Here is a 22,770-nt window from a genome sequence, read left to right on the forward strand (position 1 = left end):
AGCTATTGAATGGGAAGTTGCCTGCGTACCCCGAACTCGGGCTTGTGACCGTGTGATTGCCTCCGAGGATGATGTTGCCCGGGGTGCTGTTGGCGCCGTAGGTGCCGTAGGTCCAGGCTGCGTAGTACGTCGGAGAGCCAGTGTAGAGTTTGTAAACTGCTCGCACCCCCACGCTGCCACAGATGGTAGACGACGGCTTGGATGAATACGCTCCTGAACTGTAGCTCGTCCCGCTCACGTTCTGATCACTCCGACAGGCTTGGGTAGTGGACCCCGCGAAGGCGGGGCCTGCGGCCAACATCGACATTGCGATGAGGCCTGCTGCCAACGCTCCAGTTGCAGCGCCGAGATATTTTGCATTCTTCATTTTTCCCACCCAATCATCATTGAAACGGTTGGGCTCCCCCAAGCGTGGTCTGAGCCTCTCAGAGGACACAGACGCGTGCCACCCCCAATCACGGGGGTTTGTAGTCCGGTCCGAATGTGCGTCAGAGGGGACACCCTTGGAGGCTTTCATAACCGCGCGGCCGCCGGGCCGAGCAAGCCAGCCGATGCGAATGCCATCCCGCACGATCCTTGAATTCCTCAATGAGCTTTGACCAGAACTCCCTCATTACCCACCCGAGAGCGTTACGACGGGGTCCGTCACTATCTATCATTCGAACGACTGGCCCGGAAAGCGACGAGGTCGGAACTGGAAGGGCCAGATCTCGCACGAAGCGAGTCACGCCTCAATCGACTGCGCGCACGCTGACGCACCCAACACGCGCTGGAACAACCCGTCTGCGGTTACAAAAGTTTTGAAGTACGTCGACGAGCACACACTCTGTGGCTAGCGTGGCAGCCCGCCTTGCCGACCCAACGCAAGGCCTGGCTGTCTTGAAGACCACCCGCACGGACTACAAGTCGGTCTGAAAGCCGAGCGCTCGCACGAGTGCTCAAGGACCGGTCGTGGCATTGAGGCGTCAGATCTTCTACCGTTCGCGGCCGTCATCGCGGGTGAGCTGGGCATCGGTATGTGTCGTCTGGTCGCCACGCATGCCCTGCCGGGCCTTGATGGTGAGGCCGGCGGCGCGCTGTGCCTCACGCTGCCGGTCGGCCGTGGCCCGGTTCGCGGCGCGCATCGCGTCGAGCGCGGTGACCGGCTTCTCTCGGCCCGCCTCTGGAGCGTTCGGCCCGGTGGGCTGAGTCTGCGCCTTCTCCAGAGCCGTCACGCGGGACGCGAGCTCCGCACCAACGCTGCGCTCACGGTACGCCTCAGGGATGGCCTGCGTTTGTGCCGGGTCGACCTTGTACCGGTCGCGGAACACGTCGACTTCGGCGGCCAGCGTCACCCATTCCTGCCGGCGGGTGCCATCGGCCGGGACGTCGCCGAGTTGCTGCGCCCAGGCGGGCTTCTCGACGGCGATCGCCGTGCCGCGTTCCTCGAGGCGCACAGCCAGGTACTCGTACCGCTCCGACAGGTGGTCTCGCCATGCGGGGTCGGTGCCTGCGGAGTCCAGCACCCGGCGATCGGCAATCCACGCCGGCACCGCCGGACGCTCGGTCGCTGCCACCGGCGCCTGGTCGGCTGGGGCTGTTTCGATGCGTCGTTCCATCCGGTGGGAGAGGACGGCGCCGACGTCGTCGGCGGTGCCGCGTTCTCGTTCGTTCCACGATTCCCGCAGCACACTGGCCGGGTCAAGGCCCTGGGTTTCGGCGCGGGTGAGGGCAGCGGTGACGGCTCCCCAGCTCTCGGAGCTGGTGAGGTTTCGGGCGTCCTTCTCGTCGAGGGTGTGGCCTACGAGTTGGGTGAAGCGGACGGTGTTGGCGCGTTCGGCGACGTCGCCGTATTGGTCGATGAGGGTGACCAGGTCATCGACTCGGGCTTGTTCGGCGCGGATGGTTTCGGTGGCGGAGAGCATCCCGTCGCTGTGGCCGGCGATGGTGGACAGGACGTCGCTCATGGGCTGGGCGTCTTCGGTCTCGACGTAGAGGTGGTTGGCTTCCTTGCCACGCGTCAGCCCGACGTAGACGAGTTCACGGGAGGTGGAGGAGTCGGCGAGGACGTGGGCGGTGTCCGCGGTCATCCCCTGGGCCCGGTGAATGGTCGACGCGTAGCCGAGCTCGACATTGTTCTGCACGTACTCGGCCGGGAGGGTGATGCGGCCGCCGTGCCCGGCATGGGTGACAGTCAACGCCCCGTCGGCTTGCACATTCCCCACCGTCCACACGTCACCGTTCTTGACCCGGTCAGTGCCGCGGCCGGTGCGGAGAGTGGCGTCGTTCAGCCGGGTCACGATCCGGTCGCCCTGGTACGCGGCGAGCCCGTCGCGTAGCTGCGAGGACTTCTTCCCGGAGACGAGGCCGGAGCCCATCCGGTAGGCCTGGGCCCGGGTGTTGAGGTCGGTGACGGTGACGTTTTGTTGGGCGAGCATGATGGCGTTCTTGCCAGCCTCGTCGTCGTGCTGCCAGGCGGCGAAGACGTGGTCGGTCATCCGGTCGATGCTGCCACCGGTGACCCGGTTGTTATCCACGTACCAGCGGAACGGGTCCCCCACCGTGGCCGGGTCGCGAAGCTGCCGGGTTGCTTCGGCTTCGGCCGGGGACGTGAACCGGTGGATCTCCTCCAGCTTGACGGACCCGACTTCGCGCTCCAGCAGGCGCAGCGCCCCGCCGGACTCGACGGCGGCGAGCTGCCGGTCGTCACCGATCAGGCGCACGTGCGCCCCGTGCCGCTCGGCAATGCTGGTGACCTTGGCGAGGTTGAGGGTGCCGGCCATGCCGGCCTCGTCGACGACGATGATGTCCCCCGCCCGCAGCTTCAACTCGTCCGGGTGGCGACTGTCGGGGGTGGCGTCCCCGTGGGTGTCGTAGGCGCGGACGAAGGAGTGGATCGTGGCCGCCGGGACCTCGACTGCGTCACGGAACACGGCGGCCGCCGTCGCAGATGGGGCCAACCCGATCAGGCGGCCGCCGGCTTGCTCGGTGGCGCGGGCGGCCAACGCGAGGGCTGTGGTCTTCCCGGCGCCGGCGGGGCCGGTCGCGACGACGAGGAGTGTGCCGGAGGTTGTGAACTCGCGCGCCAGGGCCCGCTGCCCGGCATCCAACGGTCCGGTGTGACGGGCGGCCGTGCGGTCAAACTCGGCCACCGTGATGGGCGCGATCGTGCGTGTGCGGCCGGCGGCCAATAACGTGTCTTCGGCGGCGAGGAGGCCGGTGGAGGTGAAGAGCATGCGGCCCTTGTGCTCGTAGATGCTCGACCCGTCCCGGCGGGTCAACGGTTCGAAGGAACCGTGCGGGGCGGGCGGGGTCACGGCGATCGAGTCGGTCTCCAGTGCACGCCGGGTGATCTGCTCGACGGTGCCTGCGGGGACGGGGCCGAGGCTGGTTTCTTTCTGTACCCAGCGGCGGGCTTCGGCCTCGATCATGTGCGGACCCCAGACCGCGTGATGCTCCGACACCGTCGCCACGACCTCACGTGCAGCCCGGTCCACATCGACCACCCGCGGCTCCCCCGGCCTGCTACCCAGGGCAGGTGCTGAGGCGCGGGCGTCTTTCAGGAGGTTGGTGACGGTGGCGGCGCCGACGCGTTCGGCGGCCTTCGCAGCCCACTCGGCGCGGAGGCCGGCGAGGGAGCGGGCGTGGGCTTTCGCGGGGCGAGTCTCGAGGGTGGCCTGCTGCGCGAGCTTGATCCGGGCGACCGCGTCCGGGCTGCGCCCGTGGGTGGCCCGGTAGTCCTTCTCGAGCTGCCCGACGACCTTCTTGATGTCCGCGGACCGGGTCGAGAACACCCCGGTGAGGCGCTCGTCGATCCCGGCGATCTCGACCACGGGACGCTTGCCCGGGGTCACTTCCCGCAGCTCCGTGGCCAGGCCCAGTCGGGTGGTGACTTCGTCCATGACGCGTTGGTTGTAGAACTCGGACGCGGCCACGCCCTGGCGGTGGAGGAGCTTGGAATCGATCGTGCGCCACTTCCCATCGACACCCTCGACCTTGTTCGCCACGACCAGGTGATCGTGCAACTGCGGGTCACCATTGCGGGAGTCGTAGTGACGGAACCGCGTCGCGACCAGGCCACCCTCGACGTCGATCTGTGCGACCCCGTTCGTGCCCGCACGGGTCGCGATCGCTTCCCGCTCCAGGTACGACACGGTGTCCAGGATCGCGACCGCCTGGGCATCCTCGATCGTCTTCCGGGTGTCCTCGTCGCCGAGGCCCCAGAGCACGGACACGCTCTTCGCGGGTGAGAACACCAGGTCGAAACCGGCGACCGCCTGCTGCGTCGGACGCGTCGCCGCGGTGATGAACCGGCCCAGCTCTTCCTTGTCCGCCGGCGGCCGGCCCTTCGCGTCGCGGAACGCCAAGTCACCCTCACGGGCGCGGATCGCACGCCGGTCGGCGACGTTCGGCTCGCGCCCGTTCAACTTGGTGAAGTCGGTGTAGCCGGCGGCGATCTTCGCGGACAGGTCCGTGCCGTCGGTGCTGTACCCGTAGTAGGAGCGGCCGAGCTTGGCGGCCTTCGTGGCCTCCCCCACGGTCTTGCCCTGCGCTTGCGCGTCAGCAATGATTCGTTCGGCGCCGGGGTGCAGACCCTCACCGTAGAGGGCCTTCATTTGCTCCTCCGTGACGACCCCGGACACGCCGAGTGCGGCCAGTCCCCCGCCGACCCAGACACCTTGAGGGTTGCCGTCCTCGGTGTAGTAATCGCCCAGCTCACGGCCGCTCTCACGCTTCGCATCACCGGTCGCGACCTCGTTGGTGTAGTACACATACCCGTCTCCCGCAGAGAGGATATGCATAGTCATCACCCGCTCACTTTACCTCGTCTATTACTAATGCCAGACGTATGACAAATACTTGTACGAAGAATGAGGATGCAGGGTGGTCACGATCGAAGATTGAGATGGTTGAAAGTTGAGGCTGAGATCGACGGGCGACTGCAGGTAGGAGCTATCGATATGACCGAACCAGGCAGTACACAGCTCGCCACTGGACGCGCTCCTCCCTGCACAAGCGCGCATCCTCCCCAGCGTTGGTTTTGGCGGACGAGCATGCGCGTGGGACTCACGCATAATGGTTCTTCACCCACGAAAGGGGTACACTCATGGCCGATGTACGTAAGTCTGCGAAGCAGACTGCCGCCCGCTCTCGCGCACGCGATAAGGCCGCAGAGTTCCGAGCGAAGGAAGACAAGCTCGAGCAGCTCGCCACCGACTACTTCGTCGCCACTGACTCCCTCGACGAGATCGACGCGACAGCACAGGCCGAGATCGCAGCCATCCGTGAACGCGCAGCGCAGCAGAGCGCGGCCACCCGCGCATCGGCGGCGGCTGTCATCGCCTCCATGCTCGAGCTCGGAACCCCCAAGGCAGAAGTCGCCGGCCGCCTCGGGCTGGCGCTGCGCGACGTCAAGAAGACCCCTACCCTCTGAAGCCATTGAACTCTCGAAGCGGCCGCTAACCTGTCTGGTTTGGTTCTCTTCGACGGAGTGGATAGGTCCTGTCGGTCCCGCCGGAGCCTCACCGGAGGATGCTGAGCGGTCCGTCCAGCGGGTGTGCGCGCAGAGTTCGCCCGATGCCTCATCGTCGCCAGGTTCCGGGACGGCGCCGATCCTGCCGGAGCCGTCCTCCGTTCAGGACCGCGTTTGGTGGCCGTCAGCGCTCCTCGAAAAGTAGACCAGTAACGCTCGGCGAGTTCTAGGCGAATTTCAACGGACTACTTTTCAACGAGCGTCGACAAAGACCCCGATCATGGTTCTTCGGCGGAACCGCCAAGGCACCGCGACGAGGTCGGCACCGCCCACCTCGTGTCACCGAATGCACCGCCGGCGACTCGGGGGAGTTGTCTCACATTGGTGTCGGTGCGGCAGCATCAAGCAAGTGGTTGTGGTGTTCGACGGCCGATCGATAGACTTGCGGGCGCGCCGACGTCGGCGGCTTCACGAGCTCACGGGCATTGCGCAGAGAAACGAATCCGTATGACGAAGTTGTTGCCCTCTCCGTTGGCCAGATGGACCCGGTTGAGTGGAGCAGTTGTCGCGATAGTCGGCATGACTCTGACCGCAGTACCGCTCGGCGCGACCGCGGTCGAGCCGACGACGAACAGTGTGACGATCGAAGTCACGATCGCCGACCAGGACGCCCCGGCTCCACTGGTGGGGGCGGTCGTCACGCTGCGAAATGAGACGAGTGGCGCCGACGTGGGCGCAAGCACGACGGGCCTCGACGGCCGCGTCACCTTTGACGTCGATACAACCGCCTCGTCGCAGTATTCCGCCGCCGCGGAGTGGCCCGGCGGCGATGCGCTGTGGTGGCTAAGGACGGAGTTCATCGCCAAGACCACGAGTGTGGTGGCCATGAATGTTCAGCACCCCTACCGGTACCTCACCGGCCACATCACCGCGACGGATGGCGTCACCCTGCTTCCGGATCTGACCGGCGGTGCCGCTGTGCTCTCCCGCGGAGACTCGATTCTGCAGACGATCCCACTTGCAGCCGACGGCTCCTTCAACACCCCCGCCGTTCCCACCATCGATGCCGAACAGTATCGGCTGAGCTTCACACCGCCACCGGCCTACGTGCTCGTCGATGGGCAGGATGCGGTCAACGCGGCATTCGAGCTGCCGACTGACCTCGACGGCGCAACAACCCTCGACGTGTCGCGCCAGTTCTCCGTCTTACCGCTCGCGACTCCGAAGCCGACTCCCACCGCAACGCCCACGGAAACGCCCGCCCCGGCCCCCGTCCAGGCGCCCGGCGCCATCGTGCTCCCCGGCGCGACCGGACTAAGCGAGGGCCTCAATGCGATGTCCGAGGCTCAACTCGAGGACCTGCTCTCCGCGACCGCGCAGACTAGGAGTGGCAACACAGTCCCGATCACCAACGAGCAAGGCCAGGTACTCGGTCTGGCATTCGGGGTGCAGGACTCGATCCAGCAGAAGGTGCAAACCTTGATCGGCTCCATAATCAGCAACATGGCCGGCGTCGCTGTAAAGAACGTTCCTCTCGTCGCATTCGATACGGAAGAAGCGCTCCAAAGGGCGACGCTGACCAACAAGGTGCAAATGCTGGATGACCAGGTCATGGCCAAGGTCGAGGACATCAAAGCCGGCAATGCGCTGATGTCCCGGATCAAAGTTGCCCTTGACGCCGTGGGTACTTATTCTGACGGCCCGAACACCCCCAGCTTCGTGGAAGCCTCGACGTCAGTTCGCGAGGCGGGCGTGGCGAGCGACCCTTTCCTGGACGCATCCGCGACGACCGCGATCGCAGTAGCTCCGATGTTGAGCACCAAACTCACGGGGCTCCTCTACAGCGCGGAGAACTACCAGTCACTGGAAATGGACCGCCTGCATTGGTTGATAGCCAGGCAGCAGGTAGCTGTCAGGGCCCTGAACACTTTTCTGGCCATGATGGCGTACTCCGAATCGCGCATCATCGGCACCATGCGCTCCGAGCCGGTAGACGTCGGTACCGTGCAGTGGGCGAATGGTCAAGTGACCGGCAGCTTCGACCTGTCAGCGGTCCCCGATGGCAGTCATCACCTCATCCTCAACTTCGCGGATCTGGGAGTGACGATCGTCGCCGACGTGGAAGTCCAGCGCGGCACCCCGGCGGTCATGGATGTGCAGCGCGGCACCCTGGCGGTCACGGGAGCGCAGACGGGGGCGACGCCGGCCATCGGCCTGGGCCTGCTGCTTCTCGGCTTGGCCGTCGTCCTCGGCGGGCCCTTCCTTCGCCGGCGGGAGTCGCGAGCGTAGCGACGCAGCGCAGCGCGACCGGCCGCCCGCCCGCCCGCCCGCCCTCGAGCGTCACTGCACCCCGCACGGGCCACCGTGCCAGCTATAGGTGACGCGCTCACCCACACGGGGTCCAGCGGACGCCCGCATTCGCGGTTTCGGCCCGTCCTGCACGGCTGCCCGGGCTGGTTCTCCTGGTCTATCGGGTGGCCACGGTTGTCGTGCAGAGGTTGACGCGGTGCAAGATGACTTGGGCGATGTGCACGGGGCTGTAGATGTAATCGTGGAAGTGCCCGGCGACGTAGATCCCGTGGGGCACGGCGGCATCGTTGAGGGGTTCGCCCTCGGGGGTGAACACGACGAGGTCTTCGTGGTCGCTGTCGGTGCTGATGAGGTGCTGCGCGACCCGATATCCGGCGGCCGAGTAGTCGCGGTGGGTGTTGATCCCGTCGCAGGAGTACCGCACGACCCGGGGCATGTCCTCGCCGTCGAACGCGACGAGCGCGGACCCTTGGTCGTCGTACCCGTCGGTCATGCCGTTGAACTTGCGGCCCTCGTACTGGCTGGTCACTGCGCTCACCTCGCGGTCGGTGGGTCCATCGCTCCACGACACGTTCATCCACGCGGACGCGGTGCCCGTGCTCATCCGGACGCTGAACTTCCCGCCGGGAAACGCGTTCTTCAACGCCACCCGAACCAACTTGGCGGTGTACTTGGTGCTGATGTAATCCGTCATGTTCGTATCTCTCTAGTTGCTCAGTGCGGTGGTGGCCTGCTCGGCCTGGATCGCTTCCCACAGGGCAAGCCGGGTCCGGAGCTCGGCGATCCGGGCGAGCTGGCCGGCGGTGCGCGCGGCCGCGACCGCGACCGCGGGGTGCTCGGGAGTGTGGGGCGTGGCGTATCCGTCCCAGTTCAGGGTGCGTTCGCGCCTGCGGATCGAGCTAGTGAGGTGACGGATCTTCCACTCAACGTCAGCGGGAGCGATCGTGTGTGCGGGGGTCTGTGTTTGTTCAAGCATTTTCTCTCCTCCAAATGTTTTTTTGCCTTTCGGCGGCTTTTCCGCCCTCATGGAGTGCTGTCGGGGTCAAGCCCCAAGGAGCTGTTGCAGGCCAAAAGTTATGGAGGAGCGCAGCGGGGGAAGAAGTTTTTGCTGAAACTGTGACGATGGCTTGACGCCGGCAGCACGCAGTGAACAATCCCCCAGACGAAAAGCAACAAAGTTCACGCGCGCCGACCTACACAGTCGGCACTAAGACCCTGTGTCGTCCGCTGTCTCGAGCGCGGTGCCGGCGGAGCGGTCAGCGTTGCGACACACCCACGGGACCTGCTCAACGCTCCCCCTAAAACCCGTGAACTTGGACGACCGCATGATGCCGAGGGACGCTCTCGTGTCTACTAATTGCACGCTTTGGATAGCGGCGTCGAGGTCCCCTGTTTCATCGCATCCGACGCACCCCGCAGGTCAACTCCTGGCAACGATGGTCACCATTTGGATTCGAGTGCTCGTGCTCGAAGTCCCCGCACGTCGAAGATGACCCCCGAAGCTCCTGCATCGCACGGAGTCCGTTGGGGTTCCGGGCCGCAGCGAAGGCGTCGAATCTGCTCAAGGCGTGCACAATGTTGTGTTAATGGACGTCAGGCAATGTGCCCGCAGCTCGTTACTGTGTCGTTGAGTTCAGGTCTTTGATGATCTGAGGAATGCGCCACTGTCCCACCATCCGGGTCCAGCGACGCACCGGGTAGGACAGTCGAACTACGAAGTAGTTGACGTACTCAATAGCGCCGAAAACCCATACTCCCAAGGTTGCCAGCGCGAGACCGAGGTGATCCGGCCACCACACAATGACGCCGACGAGGCCGGCGAACAGCAAGAAGGAGTCCGCAATCCGGAACACGCGGTAGGCGCCGACGAGGCCCCTGGGCATGGGTGCCTTCTGAACCCAGGTGCATGCCAACAACCAGTACGCGCCAGCCTGCACGAGGACGACGAGCAGCGGGACAAGGGCCACCCACAGAGCAGCGGAGTCCTGACGGTCCTCGAGACGAGGCACTGCGACAGCCGCGGCAACGGTGGCGAAGGTTGCCGCCGCGGCCAGCTCACCCATGCCGAGATTCACATACGTGCGCCGCAACTTTGCTCGCCGCTCGATCGTCACACCGTCAGCCTATGCGGCTGTGACCCGACGATCCGGGTCCGCCGTGTTTCTGCGGCCCTGCGAGAATTCCGGATTCCCGCGGAGGGGTCCGCACTCACTCCGCACTTATACGGATGGTCGCGAGAGTCTCGCGGTGACGAGCGTACTGAAAGGCGGCTGCCGCAGTGTGGTCGAAGCCATTGCGTATGCTCGCCGAAATACTGCAGCATGGGGAAGCCGCCCCTGCCGCCTACTCACTCGGCCCTGGCCCGGCCGATGCCTGACAAACACTGAGATAGGGCAGGAGGACGGCGCGGAGGTAGCGCGTTCCGCCCGAGGAGTCCGGGTCACGGCCACCGCCAGAGGCATCGGCGTCAAGTTCGTCAAAGGCGAACCAGGATTCGGCGAGAATCCAGAGTGCCCGCACGAGGTCGTCGAGCTCGGGATCGCTAAGAGGGCGGATGTCGCCGTGATCACGCCAGCCACGCGCGAGGTCGGTGAACAGGACAAGTCGACGCGCACGCACGAGCCGGTACTGTTCCGCGAGCACAGGGTCTGCGTGCAGCAAGCCAAAGAGGTCGCGGGCCAGAAAGGCATACTGCCGCGTCAGCGCGGTACCCGCGCCGAGGCGGTCGAGCACTTGCTCGGGGCCGCTAGCCGCGCCGGTTTCGGGCACACCCCAGAGGGCCTCGTAAGCCGCGACGAGCTGGGCGTGCAGCTCGCGGACGATCTCATCTTTGCCGCCGAACCAGTAATACAGGTTGCCGGGGCTGATGCCGGCCGCAGCCGCGATCACGTTTGTGGTGACGGCGGCCGGGCCGCGTTCGTTGAAGAGGTTGAGCGCTGTTTGGAGGATGCCGGCCACGGTTTCCCTCGCCGTTACTGTTGTGGGGACCCGGCTCACGAGAGCACCACCTCCCGTGCGGGGCGACGTGGACTTGGCAGCGCCTTCCCGGTCGGATACCCGATCCGGAAGGTCATGATCGCGTGGCGATCAGTGGGCAGCAGGGCCGCAAAGGCGGGGGCGAAGTCCGGGGTCAGGCCCGCAGCTTGCTCCCGGTCGATTCGTTCCGGAATCTGGCAGAGCGGCTGGGCGCTGACCCCGTCGACTGTCAGGGCCAGATGCAGGCGCTGCCAGAGCCGCCCTGCGTCGAGGCGCTGACCGGTGTCGGCCGGATCCCGCACGACGATCGCGCCAAAGGCCGACGCCGTCGGGACCTGGCTGTCCCGAGTGCCCGCAAGCCAGCCCGCGTTGTTCTGGGCGGTCGAAACGGGCATAATTTTCGAAATCGCCCGGATGAATTCGGACTGCCCGGACGGGTCGATCGTGATGCCATCCTTGTGCGCCTGGATCTCGCGCCAATCGGTGCGGTACCAGGCGGCATCATCCGCCACCTGCTGCGGATCCGCGATGATTACCTCTGTTGCGCGGATGGTCAGGGCACCGAACGCCTCCTTCTCCGCCGGGGTCGAGAACCAGACCAGTTCGGTGTCCATCGTGTCGGCGAGGCCACTGAGGCGGGCTAGCTCCGCGGCGCCCACGCGCCGGGCCGGGTCGTAGCCGTTGCGGTCGGTATGTCTGGACGTGATGGCAGCGAACAGAGGTGAAACGGAGGCTTCCACCGCGTGGAGGTCGATCCGGGCGACATGCGTGGGGTCTGTAGAGTCCGGCAGCGGCGTGACGGTGGCCGCCTTCCCGTTCGCGGGGGCCGCGACGACGATGTTCTTGATGGCGCACCCGAGCGAGACATCCATCTCGCGAAACAGCGGGTCCATCGCACCCAGGTTCCTGGACGTATCCGCAAACACGTCGATCCGGTTGTCCAACACCCGAAACTGCCACGGCTGCGCATTGTGCGCGTTCGCCGCAAGCACCGCCGCCCGCACCAAACCGAGGGCGTCGTGCGTCTCGGGGCCAGCCTCCCCCCACGCCGCGAAGGCCTCCCCCGTGCTGCTCGCGAGCACGCCGCCCTCCACTGCACGCCACGTCACCCCAGCGGCACCGACCAATAGAAGGGATCCCGCCCCGATTCCCGCGACCTTCAGAAACGAACGCCTGGTCGACGCCCGCCCCGTCTTCTCCTGCGCATCCGTGTGCGCACTATCACCGTGTAGGGCCGTTTCAGCTTTCTCTTCCGGCGTCATACCCTAATTAGAGTTTTTGCTCTAATTAATGTCAAACCATAGCCGTAAAGGGCAGCAGTACGGGCAGAGCGTCCAAGGCGTCGGTGAGTCCATCGTGGACTTCAGCGGAGCTGTGGCCGTTGGGCAGATGCACCAAGACGACGAACCGGGTCGTGCGTTCAACCAAAGTCGCGATTGCCGAGCCCGACGCGGAACCGACGATCAGATCACCCTCCCAATGGCCGGCGACCAGTCTGTCGTTGGCCTCTTTCGGCCGTTCGCTCAACATCACCCTGTCGCGGATGTGACCTGCCGCGTTCAGCTGCGTGCACCGCAGTTTCCGTGCTGATCGACCCCACCACAGGTGCCGGAGCAGGTGAACTCCGACGTAACCGCGCCCGTGAACGTAGAGGCTTTGATAGATCGACTCGTGCGAGACCTGCAGCTCGGCCTGGCCGGCGAACACGACCGCGAGGTCGTCACTGATCTACTGCGGACTCCAGTTCTTCCGCAACCGCTCCTCCACGACCGCAGCAAGGAGCCGGTCGTCGAGCTTGCTCGGCTTGGGCCGGCCCACTCTGATCACGCAGTGTTTCTGCGCGGCATAGGGCCGGTAGCTGCGCGTTGTCGGGTGGGAGTTACGACGCAACTCCCGGCCGATCGTCGACGCGGAGCGCCCCAGATCCCATTCGATCGCCCGCACGCCGGCGCATCCCAACCTTGGACCCGCGATGCGCAGATGCTCCTCCTGGCCAAAGTAGCGCCCCGACGACGCACCGGCCGGAACGGGTATTCGCCCGCCGGCGGCCTTGATCCACCGGTATACCTGTTTGCGATTCACTTCCATAGATTCACATGCGGTCGCCGCCGACATGCCTTCGAGGACCCGATCCCAGAACAGGTTCTCATGCTCCTTTATGACCACTTTCGACGCCATAAACAACACCTCACTCAGGCGGTGTTGCTCCGACCCTTGAAGCCGCCCATAGGTTGTGAGTCGTCTCATCGGAGTAATCTGCAAGGCGTCCTGACGGTGAGAAACTGCGTCCGATTGAATAATCGTGCGGCGCACGGCGGATTTTCTGAATGCGAGAGCAGCTGTAAGCCAGCCGAGCCGGAGACGGACTCGAGGCCAATCGGATGCGCCGGCCTCGAGTCCGGATTGGTACTTGCCAAGCGACGCTGACGCGCCGGCGGTGTTCATTGGCATTCGCCTCGTCTGGTATCTGCGCTGTTGAGGTTGCGGGGACGAGGCGCCGTTCCAGAACCGCGCCCCGCCAACCTGGTGAGCGCAGTGATCGTAGGAAGTGGGCCGGATGAGACCGAACTTAGGCGAAAGAACGTGCCTCGTTTAGTCGATCCGGTTCGGGGATTCGTGGTGGCGGCGTCTTAGTCGGATGCGACAGCTTCGAGAACGGGCAGTTGGGCTGCCCGTGACGTTGGGGTGCGGTAAGAACAGGCGCGGGTGTGTTTCTTCTACTCCAGCGAAAGCGGCGCTCATCCGCTCGGGGTCCCATCCGTGGGTGAGAATCACGGCTCGAAGATCGCGGGAGCGTTGCGCGCGTTTTTCTCGGGCAAGTCCATTGAACCGCCATGCTGACCACCGGTTAGCGTGACGGTTTTTCTGCGCCCGGTCCAGCATGTTTGTTTTGTGACCGCCCTCGGATAGGTGCGACTCTGCCGCGTCGAGTACAGCGCACACACAGATAAGCACGTCGCACGAGTGCAGCAGCAGAACCGACGACGGCAGCGCCGTTCCGGTCGCGAGCTGGTACGCGAACCGTTGCGGCCGACAGACCTTCTGGCCGTCGCCGGCCTTCGTCCAGAAGCGGCCGGACCCCTCATCGGTAATAGCACCCGTCCATATCCAGCAGTCATCAGCGGCGGGCCGTTTAAAAAACGTGAGACCAGAACTGTTCCGGCACTGTGGCTCTTACTTCACCCACGCGCGCGCTGAGCTTAAGCCGTCTCTTTCACTTCATCGAACCAGCGCACCGCGCCGTTGGCGCTATGCGCTTTGCTGACCAGGTCTGCCGCTTCTGCGGCGGACGCCGCCGCAATTTTAAGAAGAAGCGTCACCTGCTCGCGCGCACCGGTGGCCGTAGCGGGAACGCCGGGGATGCTGAGGGCATCCCTGCCGCTGTAGTGCATTTCGCCCACCGCTGCCTGGTGCCAGGCTGCTAACTGCGCGTAGACCAGGGCTAGCGAGTCTTGGGCCGAGCGGAGCGAGGCCAGCAGCTCGTAAGAATCTGAGGGGCGCGGAACGGACCGAGTCGAATGCGAAAGCAACCGGGCGACCTTCGCCAGCTCATCCGCAATCTCGTTCTGTCGGCCTTCTTCGTTATCTGACATGGATCTCCTGGTCGTTAGTCTTGTGGGTGAGCTGGTGCACGCGCTGATATGAGACGCCAAGCACTACGCCTATATCGCGGATCGTGTAGCCGTCCGCCTCTAGGCGGCGCGCGACGGCGCGACGCAGTTCGGATGCGCGTTGCTCGCGCTCCTGCGCTTCCTCGCGCAATGCGCTAGCCTCCTGCACCTCTCGGTGAATCTCAAGCCTGATCGAGACGCGCACCAGGACCTCTATCAACTCCGCCGAAATATTTGAAACGAATGCGATAGCTTCCCGCTGCGCCTCGGCCGCTTGGTCGATCCTGGTTACCTGCGAGATCGCGCCGGGTACCTGGTCGTTTTACACGACCCACCAGCGGCCTTCCTTGTGTGCCTGTGCTGTGTACGTCACCGCCACCACCCCTTTCCTAGTTCCTGCTCGAACTGCTTGTAAAACGCGCGGGCGGTTCCATCCGCAACTTCGGAATGTCGCCCGATAGTGCTCCGCGTTTCTCCGACCACGATGCCGGTGTGGTTGATCAGCTCGGCCTTTTAATAATCAAGGCCGCGGGCTCCCGCCGCATCCCTGTTCTTTATAAGTACCGCGCGTTTGTTCATGACTCTAGTCACGTGACCTTGACTAAACAGGTCAAGGCCACTAGACGCATTTGAGGGATTGATTTGGCCATCGGGTGGGTGCGGTGACGGTGCAGAGGTTCACACGGCGGAGAAGTGCCTGAGCTAGCTGTGTAGGGTCATAGATGTAGTCGTGGAAGTGTCCGGCGACGTAGAGGTTCTGGAGCAACGTCGTACCGGTGATGGTGTCGCCCTCGGGAGTGAACAGAACCGAGTCCTTTCGGTCGCTGTCGTTGCTGATGAGGTGCTGTGCGACGCGGTAACCGGCGGTGGCGTGGTCGCGGCTGGTGTTGATTCCGTCGCAGCAGTAGTGCACGACGCGGGGCATGTCTTCGCCGTCGAACGCGACGAGCGCTGACCCGTTGCCGTGGTAGCCGTCCGTCATGCCGTTGAAGCTGCGGCCCTCCTACTGGTTGGTGATCGCGCGCATTTCGAGTTTTGTGGGTCCGGCGCTCCAAGAAACGCGCATCCATGCTGCCCTGGTGCCAGTGCTCATCCGAACGCTGAACTTCACGCCGGAAAATGCGTTCTTCAACGCGGTGCGAACCAACTTAGCGGTGTCCCTGGTGCTGGTGTATTCAGTCATGGTCTGGTCTCCTTAGTTGCTGCGTGTGGCGTCGGTGATGGTGACCTGGTTGGCTTGGATGGCTTCCCAGTGGGCGAGCTGGGCGCGGAGGTCAGCAATCCCGGCGAGCTGTACGGCGGTGCGCTCGGCGACCACGGCTGGGCGACTATCGCCGTCGTGACGATAGTGCTCAGGGCGGGGACTATTACGATAATGACACTGGTCCAGTCGAGCTGGCCGCGGGCGGGCTGATTGCCCTCGGTCTTGTTCTTCTTTGCCATGCGGTTTCCTCCTAGTTAGCGGGGCAACACTGCGTCTACCCACACCACTCCCTTTGCGCCGGCTAATTGGCCGGCTGCTTCGTAGGGGTAGAGCGCCAGGGACGCGCCGCCTACTCGTACTATCGGCCGCTCGGTTCCCGACTGGATTTCGTGGTTCTCGGTGTCCGTTAGGGGATCCCCTCAGACGACAAGCAACAAAGTTCACGTGCGCCGGCCTGCCCATTGGAGCACCAAGGCGGTCGCATTTCCCCGTCTCAAGAACGAGTCCTGGTAGGGCGGGGCTATAGTGCCGGCACGGAGCGGGCCCTGTGGACGTCACCCCCCTTATGGGATTACCTCGGCGGGGCGTGTCTAGATAGCCTTCATCCGTAGCCGCCAGTGGTGGCGGCAGAAAATGGGGGGATCCATGAAGAATCAATCACGTATCCGGGGCATGATGGGCGCTGTCGCAACCTGCGCATTGTCCGCCTCGCTCTTGGTGACCGGCGGAGGGGCCGCCTTCGCAGACGAGGCGTCGGTGAACATTCTCGAAGCTCTGGGCAGCGCCTCGCCGTCGACGTTGGAAGACGTGGCCGGTGTCGTAACATCTGACTCCGGTCAGCTCGCCATCGACGCCCAGCTGTCCTCGGCGCTGATCTCGGTGCCGGTCGACCCTGCGGCCGGGATCGTGGCGCAGTCTCCGCACTCCGACACTTCGTTCACGATCGGGCTTCCGTTCGCTGGCGAGGCATCGAGCGCCAAGGTGGAAGCCGAGGGAATCGTCTCCTATGACAACCTGAACGGATCCACGACCGTGCCCGTGGTCAAGGCTGACGGCACGATCCAGATCAACACCGTCATCGAGAACGCTGACGCACCGACCCGCTACGACTACCCACTCTCGCTCCCTGGGGGGGGCACGATCGTGGACGACGGCGCTGGTGGCTTCATCGTCAGCGACGCCACGCAGGTCATCGCCGCGATCGCCGCACCGTGGGCAAAAGACGCAGACGGCGTTGAGGTAGCAACCCGCTACGAGCTGACAGGCACGACGCTGACTCAAGTCGTTGAACACCGGGCCGCCGGCGTTGCCTACCCCGTCGTGGCTGACCCTAAGGTCAGCACGCTGTGGTGGGGCATTGCCATCAAGCTCACCCACGCCGAAACTGTCGCAATGGCAAACAACTTCACTCCGGCCTACATTTCTGCTGCATTCTGTGGCTTTATCCCGGTGCCGCTTGGTAACGTCGCATGTGGAGTGGCCGTGGGTATTCGCCTCTGGACGTGGGAAAAGCCCATCAAGGACGCGGCCTCCCAGGCAGGTCGATGTGCGCAACTCAACGCACCATACGTAGGAGGTGTCGTCGCTTGGAACGTCACAAACGAGCGCTGCTAGTTGATGCCCTGACCTCCCTGGCGGTCGCGCTGATCGTTGCAGTTGCCATGTTGAGCCTGCAAACTCCGTTTGTTCAGGTCTTGGCGGCAACGGCCGTCGTAGCGATCGCGGTATTCGTGATCAGGTTCACAATGAGGAATCACCGAGATCGTAAGCACCAGACCTCTTCAGGTCCTGACGACGATTTCAAGAGTCAATAGCCACACGACTCTGCACAAACTCCAACCAACCCAGAGGGTGCCCCGTCAGTTCTGCACTGGCGGGGCATCTGGTTTGTGTGCTGACGCCACTCGGCTGAGACCCAAGACCCCACTCGGGAAAGACCCGCCCCGCACCCACCGCACCTACCGCACCTACCCAAAATTAGGTGGGTTCAGCTATCACTTGGCACGGTTTCACGCAGAATTTGGTTTGGACCAAGGATGCCAGTTCCGGATGGTCGAACTTGCTGGCCTTGGGGCGGCGGCCGCGCAGCTCGGCCTGCTTCTGGGCCGCATAGGGGGCATACCTGGTCCGGGCTCGCGGCCCGGACTTGGATCCGCCTCGGGCCAGCTCGCGACTGATCGTCGCGGCCGACCGGCCGACCTGGCCGGCGATGACCCGGATGCTGGCGCCGGTCACGTGCAAGTCCGCGATCCGGAGCCGCTCCTCCAGACTCAGGTATCGACCTGACAGTTCCGGCTTGGGACGTGGAGCCCGCCCTCCGTTTGCTTGGCGCCAACGCCGTCCCGTTCGTCGATTCACCCACACAGCATCACATGCCGAAGTCAGCGTCGAGCCTTGGGCCATCAACACCCAGAATCGAGCCTGCATTTCAACTAACTCATGCTTCAACCACGTAGACAACAACTCACGATCAAGCAGGCGTTGCGACAACCGATCGAGCCCGCCGATCGCCTTAGTGGGCAATCCCACTTCTGAGCGCTGAACGAACGAGCTGATTCCAGTCAAGGAATCGATCCGTTCAAGTGTCCGACTCCGTTGAGCCGTTGATAGTAGCGAGACGTTCCATCGCATGTCGGCGGCCGAGTGCAAGTGACCTTGCGGACTCGTGCCACCCTGTGACCTCGTTGCACAGGAGTACCGCGGCGGCAATTTCATCCTCGCTCGGGCGTTTGCCTCGAACCAGCAGCTCATCGACGCACTCACTCTGGACGGGTGTCCCAGCCCCTCCCCTTCGTTGCCACATGTCACGGAACTGTCCGTTCTTGCCGTGTCCCAGAACGATCTGACCCCGCCATCTGGCGTCAACGAAACTCCGCCATCAAGCGGCAAAAGCCACACGCATGACCGACAACGGTTCGGCCGAGCAGCGATGCGGGGCCTCTATCGAGGTCACAACCATCGCCGCCATTTGAAGACCCCGTACAGTCCGAAGCCCATCGCAAGCATGAGGCTGAGAGCGAACGGGTAGCCGAACGCCCAGTGCAGTTCCGGCATCTGATCGAAGTTCATGCCGTAGACGGTGCCGACCAGGGTTGGTGCGAACAGGATCGCCGCTCATGACGAGATGGTCTTGACCTCGATAGAGGCCGATCCAGGCCAAGCCGTCGCGGTCGTTCATCAATCGAAACGTCGCCTCGAGAGATGCCGGGGTGGCAATCCGGTGACCGTCGACGTACACGCCGTTGTCCATGAGAGGCATGGAGACTCCTCAGTTCATCGCGGGGGTTAGTTCTTCACGGGTGCCTGCGACTCCGGGTTCGCCGGCGCGGCCGTTCTCTCGTCGGTAATGCCGTGGGTATCAGCCCGCAGTTCCTTCGGGAATCGGAACGCGACCAGGAAGAAACCGATGAGCAGCACGGCCTCCACGATCAGCGTCTGGCGGAAGGCGTCTCCGGGCGAAGCAGCCGTGGTAAAGCCGTTCAGGAACACCGAGCCGAAGATCGCGACGCCGACCGCGCTCGCGATCGCTTGCACGGCGGTGAGCACGCCCGACGCCGAACCGATCTCGGCATCGTCGACGGCCGCGAGGATGCTGCTGAACAGTGCAGCGATGACCGCGCCGCCGCCGACACCGAACAGGAAAATGCCGGGAACGATGCTCCAGATGCTGAACTCTCCGCTCGGCTCCAGTTCGAACCAGAGCAGCGCGACGCCCGCGAGCTGCACCAGGGCGGCGAAGTGGAAGATCGGCCGACCGATCTTCTCGGCGAGGAACGCACCGCTGAGGGCGCCACCGACTGCCGTACCGATCGCGATCGGAAGGTTGCCGAGTCCGGCCTCGCCTGCGCTGAATCCGTTGCCCATTTGGAGGAAGAGGGTCAGCACCAACTGCGTTCCGATCAGACCGCTGAAGAATAAGGCGATACCCACCAGCCCGAGCGTGTAGGCAGGCTTCTTGAAGATCCCCGGCACGACGAGCGGAACCCCACCGCGTGTGGTCAGACGATGCTGCTGCCAGGCGAACAGCATGAAGCCAAGAAGACCCGCAGCAATGCACAGCCACGTCCACAGCGGCCAATCCTGTTCCACGCCAAGGTTCAGCGCGAGGACAAGCACTCCCGAGGAGGCAACGATAATCGCAGCACCGACGAGATCGATGCCGATCTTCCGATCGCCAGACCGGCGCGGCAGCACCTTCCAGGCGATCACGAGCGCGAGGATACCGATCGGCAGGTTGACCAGGAACACAGAACGCCAACCCAGCTCGAACAGGTTCGCCTCGATCAGCCCACCGCCGATGACGGGGCCCAGGATGCCACCGAGACCCAAAGCAGGCCCGAAGATGCCGAATGCGATTCCGAGCTCCTTGCCGGAGAGGTTCTCGCGCAGCAGCCCGAGTCCTTGCGGGAGGAGCATCGCGCCAGCCGCGCCTTGGATCAGGCGGAAGGCGATCAGCACCTCGATGTTCGGAGCCATCGCACACAGCAGCGATACGAGCGTGAACGCCGAAAGGCCGAGAAGGAAGATCCGCCGGCGACCGTAGCGATCGCCGAGGCGCCCACCCAAGATCAGTCCGGCACCCAGTGCCAGCGCGTAACCGCCGATGACCCACTGCAGACCGACCGACGACGCACCAAGGGAAGCCTCCAGCGAAGGGCCTGCGACGTTGACGATCGTCGCGTCGAGCATGTCCATGAGCTCGGCGGCAAGCATCACGCCGAGAATCGCCCACCGCCATCGATAGGGCTTCGTACCCGACTCAGTCATTTTCGTTCCATTTCCTGGCGACACCTTCGCCGTGAAGTGACTCTACCATAAAGATACTCCGCTTCAAGTGTTAGTATGTGAGTTAGCCAGACGGCCGGTCATCGGAAGGGGTCTCCGTGGACATCACAAGCAGCAACCCACACGGGGATCGGCGTGCGCGGATGAACGACGCACTCAGGGCGTACGGCGAAGGCTACGACCAACTCGGCAGGACTTTCGCCGCGAGTGCAGGGTTGCATTCGACCGACGCGACCGCCCTGATCGAGATACTCCGAGCCGAGGAGCAGGGCGAGCCGATTTCCCCGGCCAGGCTGAGCGACCGGATCGGCCTCACATCGGGTGCGACCTCCACCCTCCTGAATCGGCTCGAAGATGCTGGACACATTCGCAGGAGCCGCGAGAACACCGACCGCCGCGTGGTCACGTTGCACTCCACGCCAGGAATCCACGCGACCGCCGACGCCTTCTTCGACCCACTTGACCAGCAACTCGCCGCTGTGATGGACAAATACACCCCCGAAGCGATCCAACAGCTCGCCACTCTCCTCGAGGAACTCCACGAGACAATGAGCAACCACGGCTCCAGCCCCGAGTAGGGTGCTCCGGGGTCGCCTGCCAGCACCGACATGACCGCGAGCTTCAGCTGATCGTGTCCGGCCCGCGGATTAGCTCGCCGCGCTCAACGTCGGATCGGTCGGCCGATATCGATCGTCTCTTACGGATCTTCGACGTGCGCGCGGGAGTGCGCTCATAAAGGTGTCAGAACGGGTGTCCACGAAACTGATCGGAATCAAATCTGCCGAAAGAGCGTCGTTTCGGTAGGCGGTTCTGACACCGTTTTTGGTGCCCGCGTCAGGCGGGCGTCATCTTGTGTCGGTCTGCCAGGTCTGTGGCGAGTTCACCGACGCGTTGACGGGCGCTTTCGGGGGCGATGACTTCGATGTGGTTCCCGAACTGCAAAAGCTGGCGCACCGACTCAACGTCGGGGTAGCTGACTGTCATGAGCCGCCATCCGTCGTCGCCCGGCGCGGTGCCTGTCAGCCGAGAGCCCAAGATGCGGCGGGCGAGGTCGACGCGACTTTCTCGCAGCCTGACTGTGATGTCGACCCGACCGGGCGCTTCGGTGCGTTGTTTGAGTTCGTCCCACACTGACCGCAGGTCGTGATCGGGGCGGGTTGTCACGGGTTCGGACAGAGCTGCATAGTGTTCGAGCCGGTCGAGATTGAAGAGTTTGGCCACGTGGTCGTCATCGGCCACGAGATACCAACGGCCCGACTTCGAGGCCAGCCCGTACGGGTCGACAACTCTGCTGGTGGCGTGCTTGGCACCGCTGCTGCGGTATTCGATTCGCAGTCGTGGACGAGAACGCAACGTCAACGCCAGCTCCGCGATATTCAGCTCGCCTGCGTCGGCGGCCAGCCAACCAGAATTATCGACGATGACGAGTTCGGCCAGACTCGTGTCGGCAGTCGCACCCGCAGCCCTCCGGGCGGCAATCTTGCGAATGGCCATGTCGTGAGCGGCCGTTATTCCGAGTTGCTTACGCTGCACGCCGTCGAGGCCGGCGAGCGAGAGCGAATCCATCTCGGCCGGTTCAAGATGTGACGCATTCAGACGCGCGCCAGGTAGGAGAACGATGCCGCCGTGCCTGCCTCGCTCGGCGTAGACGGGAACGCCTGCCGTTGAGAGAGCTTCCACGTCACGGAGGATCGTTCGTACCGAGACCTCTAACCGCTCGGCCAGCTCGGCCGTTGTCACGCGCTGACGGGTTTGGAGAACGAGAAGCAGGCTTAGTAAGCGGGCGGCCTTCATGACACCACTCTTCCGTAAATACATGACAGCAGGTGTCGTGATTGTCCGATTGAGTTGGACTATCCCCGCACGACCATTCCGATAGGAGACGACAATGTCCGCACCCAACCTTTTTTTGATCCAGGTCCAAGACGCTCAAGCCGCGACTGCGTTCTATAGCGATATATTCAAGATCGAGCCCGACTTCACGAGCCCTAGATACGTTGCTTTCCCCGTGGCTCCCGGCGTGCTTTTCGCACTCTGGACTGGACGCAACGAGCACGCAGTGCCGGCCACGCCCCGCACTTCGGAGGTGGGGCTAATGATTCCCGGATCGGAGGCCGCCGTGGACGAGGTGTACGCGGAGTGGAAGGCCAAGGACGTCACCGTCATTGAAGAGCCGCACAATGACGTCTTCGGCCGAACGTTCGTAATCGCGGACCCAGACGGGAATCTCATTCGCGTCTCACCGATGGACTAATGCTCGTGGCCCGCTCCGCTTGTGGAAAACCTCCATATCGGCGCGGGCTGCCGGAATTGATGGGCGGTTTCAAGGGGTCGTAGCAACACCGTATGAGTGAGGTGTTGTTGATGGCGTCGAGAGTGGTGTTGAAGGATCGCGAGAACTTGTTCTGGGTTCGGGTTCGCGAGGGTATGTC

The 22,770-nt window shown here is 64.0% G+C and carries 20 protein-coding genes and 2 pseudogenes; 6 read left to right on the forward strand and 16 right to left on the reverse strand.

What is annotated here, in order from left to right; all coding sequences use genetic code 11:
* Positions 1-974: 974 nt before the first annotated feature.
* Positions 975-4,787 (reverse strand): MobF family relaxase, encoded by a 3,813-nt coding sequence (mobF, locus tag E3O65_RS00275; protein WP_134361757.1) that lies wholly within the window; start codon positions 4,785-4,787, stop codon positions 975-977.
* Positions 4,788-5,086: 299 nt separating this feature from the next.
* Between mobF and E3O65_RS00280 the strand changes: the two genes are divergently transcribed.
* Both E3O65_RS00280 and E3O65_RS00285 read left to right on the forward strand, forming a co-directional pair.
* Positions 5,087-5,413 carry a hypothetical protein gene (locus E3O65_RS00280; protein ID WP_134361758.1) on the forward strand — a complete coding sequence of 109 codons (327 nt, stop codon included), beginning with the start codon at positions 5,087-5,089 and terminating at the stop codon, positions 5,411-5,413.
* A gap of 618 nt (positions 5,414-6,031) precedes the next feature.
* Positions 6,032-7,741 carry a hypothetical protein gene (locus tag E3O65_RS00285; protein WP_134361759.1) on the forward strand — a complete coding sequence of 570 codons (1,710 nt, stop codon included), beginning with the start codon at positions 6,032-6,034 and terminating at the stop codon, positions 7,739-7,741.
* A 178-nt stretch (positions 7,742-7,919) separates the two neighbouring features.
* On the opposite strand, the gene E3O65_RS00290 is transcribed toward E3O65_RS00285, so the two are convergent.
* From E3O65_RS00290 to E3O65_RS00340, 10 genes are all read right to left on the reverse strand, one after another.
* A complete protein-coding gene (locus tag E3O65_RS00290; RefSeq protein ID WP_134361760.1) occupies positions 7,920-8,456 on the reverse strand; it encodes an LPD29 domain-containing protein in 537 nt (178 codons plus the stop codon).
* Between the two features lie 12 nt (positions 8,457-8,468).
* The gene (locus tag E3O65_RS00295; RefSeq protein WP_134361761.1) at positions 8,469-8,738 is read right to left on the reverse strand and encodes a hypothetical protein; all 270 of its coding nucleotides are present in this window, start codon (positions 8,736-8,738) and stop codon (positions 8,469-8,471) included.
* A 640-nt stretch (positions 8,739-9,378) separates the two neighbouring features.
* The gene (locus E3O65_RS00300) at positions 9,379-9,876 is read right to left on the reverse strand and encodes a hypothetical protein (protein ID WP_198411677.1); all 498 of its coding nucleotides are present in this window, start codon (positions 9,874-9,876) and stop codon (positions 9,379-9,381) included.
* 229 nt (positions 9,877-10,105) lie between these two features.
* A complete protein-coding gene (locus E3O65_RS00305) occupies positions 10,106-10,759 on the reverse strand; it encodes a TetR/AcrR family transcriptional regulator (protein ID WP_134361762.1) in 654 nt (217 codons plus the stop codon).
* A complete protein-coding gene (locus tag E3O65_RS00310; protein WP_134361763.1) occupies positions 10,756-11,847 on the reverse strand; it encodes a nitroreductase family protein in 1,092 nt (363 codons plus the stop codon). Before E3O65_RS00310 ends, E3O65_RS00305 begins: the two co-directional genes overlap by 4 nt.
* Before the next feature lie 184 nt (positions 11,848-12,031).
* The gene (locus tag E3O65_RS00315) at positions 12,032-12,445 is read right to left on the reverse strand and encodes an IS30 family transposase (protein ID WP_166785602.1); all 414 of its coding nucleotides are present in this window, start codon (positions 12,443-12,445) and stop codon (positions 12,032-12,034) included.
* A 21-nt stretch (positions 12,446-12,466) separates the two neighbouring features.
* The gene (locus E3O65_RS00320) at positions 12,467-13,183 is read right to left on the reverse strand and encodes a hypothetical protein (protein WP_134361765.1); all 717 of its coding nucleotides are present in this window, start codon (positions 13,181-13,183) and stop codon (positions 12,467-12,469) included.
* A gap of 755 nt (positions 13,184-13,938) precedes the next feature.
* Complete coding sequence (locus tag E3O65_RS00330; RefSeq protein WP_134361766.1) at positions 13,939-14,331, reverse strand: hypothetical protein; 393 nt, start codon at positions 14,329-14,331, stop codon at positions 13,939-13,941.
* The gene (locus tag E3O65_RS00335; protein WP_134361767.1) at positions 14,321-14,554 is read right to left on the reverse strand and encodes a helix-turn-helix domain-containing protein; all 234 of its coding nucleotides are present in this window, start codon (positions 14,552-14,554) and stop codon (positions 14,321-14,323) included. The genes E3O65_RS00330 and E3O65_RS00335 overlap by 11 nt, the downstream gene beginning before the upstream one ends.
* A gap of 414 nt (positions 14,555-14,968) precedes the next feature.
* Positions 14,969-15,331, reverse strand: coding sequence for a hypothetical protein (locus tag E3O65_RS00340; protein WP_134361768.1), 363 nt, complete (start codon positions 15,329-15,331; stop codon positions 14,969-14,971).
* On the opposite strand from E3O65_RS00340, the gene E3O65_RS17030 reads away from it, so the two are divergent.
* Positions 15,330-15,548: a hypothetical protein gene (locus E3O65_RS17030; protein ID WP_241985716.1), complete on the forward strand. Its 219-nt coding sequence runs from the start codon at positions 15,330-15,332 to the stop codon at positions 15,546-15,548. The two genes, E3O65_RS00340 and E3O65_RS17030, sit on opposite strands and share 2 nt — an antisense overlap.
* Here E3O65_RS17030 and E3O65_RS17360 read toward each other — a convergent pair.
* Positions 15,545-15,667: a hypothetical protein gene (locus E3O65_RS17360; RefSeq protein WP_277870422.1), complete on the reverse strand. Its 123-nt coding sequence runs from the start codon at positions 15,665-15,667 to the stop codon at positions 15,545-15,547. The two genes, E3O65_RS17030 and E3O65_RS17360, sit on opposite strands and share 4 nt — an antisense overlap.
* A gap of 531 nt (positions 15,668-16,198) precedes the next feature.
* Here E3O65_RS17360 and E3O65_RS00350 point away from each other — a divergent pair.
* On the forward strand, positions 16,199-17,167 hold the full coding sequence (locus E3O65_RS00350) for a hypothetical protein (protein WP_134361770.1): 969 nt from the start codon (positions 16,199-16,201) through the stop codon (positions 17,165-17,167).
* Between the two features lie 393 nt (positions 17,168-17,560).
* Here the strand turns inward: E3O65_RS00350 and E3O65_RS17515 are convergent.
* The 3 genes and pseudogenes from E3O65_RS17515 to E3O65_RS00365 all read right to left on the reverse strand — a co-directional run.
* Positions 17,561-17,980, reverse strand: a pseudogene (locus tag E3O65_RS17515) (helix-turn-helix domain-containing protein); the annotation flags it as partial.
* A gap of 522 nt (positions 17,981-18,502) precedes the next feature.
* Positions 18,503-18,667, reverse strand: a pseudogene (locus tag E3O65_RS00360) (CorA family divalent cation transporter); the annotation flags it as partial.
* Between the two features lie 171 nt (positions 18,668-18,838).
* Positions 18,839-20,320, reverse strand: a complete 1,482-nt coding sequence (locus E3O65_RS00365; protein WP_134361772.1) for an MFS transporter — start codon at positions 20,318-20,320, stop codon at positions 18,839-18,841.
* 161 nt (positions 20,321-20,481) lie between these two features.
* Here E3O65_RS00365 and E3O65_RS00370 point away from each other — a divergent pair, with 161 nt between their 5' ends.
* On the forward strand, positions 20,482-20,916 hold the full coding sequence (locus tag E3O65_RS00370) for a MarR family winged helix-turn-helix transcriptional regulator (RefSeq protein ID WP_134361773.1): 435 nt from the start codon (positions 20,482-20,484) through the stop codon (positions 20,914-20,916).
* Between the two features lie 256 nt (positions 20,917-21,172).
* Here the strand turns inward: E3O65_RS00370 and E3O65_RS00375 are convergent, their stop codons facing one another.
* Positions 21,173-22,132 carry a helix-turn-helix transcriptional regulator gene (locus tag E3O65_RS00375; RefSeq protein WP_134361774.1) on the reverse strand — a complete coding sequence of 320 codons (960 nt, stop codon included), beginning with the start codon at positions 22,130-22,132 and terminating at the stop codon, positions 21,173-21,175.
* A gap of 94 nt (positions 22,133-22,226) precedes the next feature.
* Between E3O65_RS00375 and E3O65_RS00380 the strand changes: the two genes are divergently transcribed.
* Positions 22,227-22,592 carry a VOC family protein gene (locus tag E3O65_RS00380; RefSeq protein WP_134361775.1) on the forward strand — a complete coding sequence of 122 codons (366 nt, stop codon included), beginning with the start codon at positions 22,227-22,229 and terminating at the stop codon, positions 22,590-22,592.
* Positions 22,593-22,770 lie beyond the last annotated feature (178 nt).

Origin of the sequence: Cryobacterium breve (genome assembly GCF_004402375.1) — a bacterium.
In the GTDB taxonomy this organism is placed as follows: domain Bacteria; phylum Actinomycetota; class Actinomycetes; order Actinomycetales; family Microbacteriaceae; genus Cryobacterium; species Cryobacterium breve.

What these genes read in the sequence shown, in the direction of transcription:
- mobF (WP_134361757.1), bottom strand. Translation starts at nt 4,787, where the DNA reads ATGACTATGCATATCCTCTCTGCGGGAGACGGGTATGTGTACTACACC.
- E3O65_RS00280 (WP_134361758.1), top strand. Translation starts at nt 5,087, where the DNA reads ATGGCCGATGTACGTAAGTCTGCGAAGCAGACTGCCGCCCGCTCTCGC.
- E3O65_RS00290 (WP_134361760.1), bottom strand. Translation starts at nt 8,456, where the DNA reads ATGACGGATTACATCAGCACCAAGTACACCGCCAAGTTGGTTCGGGTG.
- E3O65_RS00285 (WP_134361759.1), top strand. Translation starts at nt 6,032, where the DNA reads ATGACTCTGACCGCAGTACCGCTCGGCGCGACCGCGGTCGAGCCGACG.
- E3O65_RS00350 (WP_134361770.1), top strand. Translation starts at nt 16,199, where the DNA reads ATGAAGAATCAATCACGTATCCGGGGCATGATGGGCGCTGTCGCAACC.
- E3O65_RS00375 (WP_134361774.1), bottom strand. Translation starts at nt 22,132, where the DNA reads ATGAAGGCCGCCCGCTTACTAAGCCTGCTTCTCGTTCTCCAAACCCGT.
- E3O65_RS00340 (WP_134361768.1), bottom strand. Translation starts at nt 15,331, where the DNA reads ATGACGGACGGCTACCACGGCAACGGGTCAGCGCTCGTCGCGTTCGAC.
- E3O65_RS00295 (WP_134361761.1), bottom strand. Translation starts at nt 8,738, where the DNA reads ATGCTTGAACAAACACAGACCCCCGCACACACGATCGCTCCCGCTGAC.
- E3O65_RS17030 (WP_241985716.1), top strand. Translation starts at nt 15,330, where the DNA reads ATGCCGTTGAAGCTGCGGCCCTCCTACTGGTTGGTGATCGCGCGCATT.
- E3O65_RS00380 (WP_134361775.1), top strand. Translation starts at nt 22,227, where the DNA reads ATGTCCGCACCCAACCTTTTTTTGATCCAGGTCCAAGACGCTCAAGCC.
- E3O65_RS00330 (WP_134361766.1), bottom strand. Translation starts at nt 14,331, where the DNA reads ATGTCAGATAACGAAGAAGGCCGACAGAACGAGATTGCGGATGAGCTG.
- E3O65_RS00370 (WP_134361773.1), top strand. Translation starts at nt 20,482, where the DNA reads ATGAACGACGCACTCAGGGCGTACGGCGAAGGCTACGACCAACTCGGC.
- E3O65_RS00365 (WP_134361772.1), bottom strand. Translation starts at nt 20,320, where the DNA reads ATGACTGAGTCGGGTACGAAGCCCTATCGATGGCGGTGGGCGATTCTC.
- E3O65_RS00320 (WP_134361765.1), bottom strand. Translation starts at nt 13,183, where the DNA reads ATGAACACCGCCGGCGCGTCAGCGTCGCTTGGCAAGTACCAATCCGGA.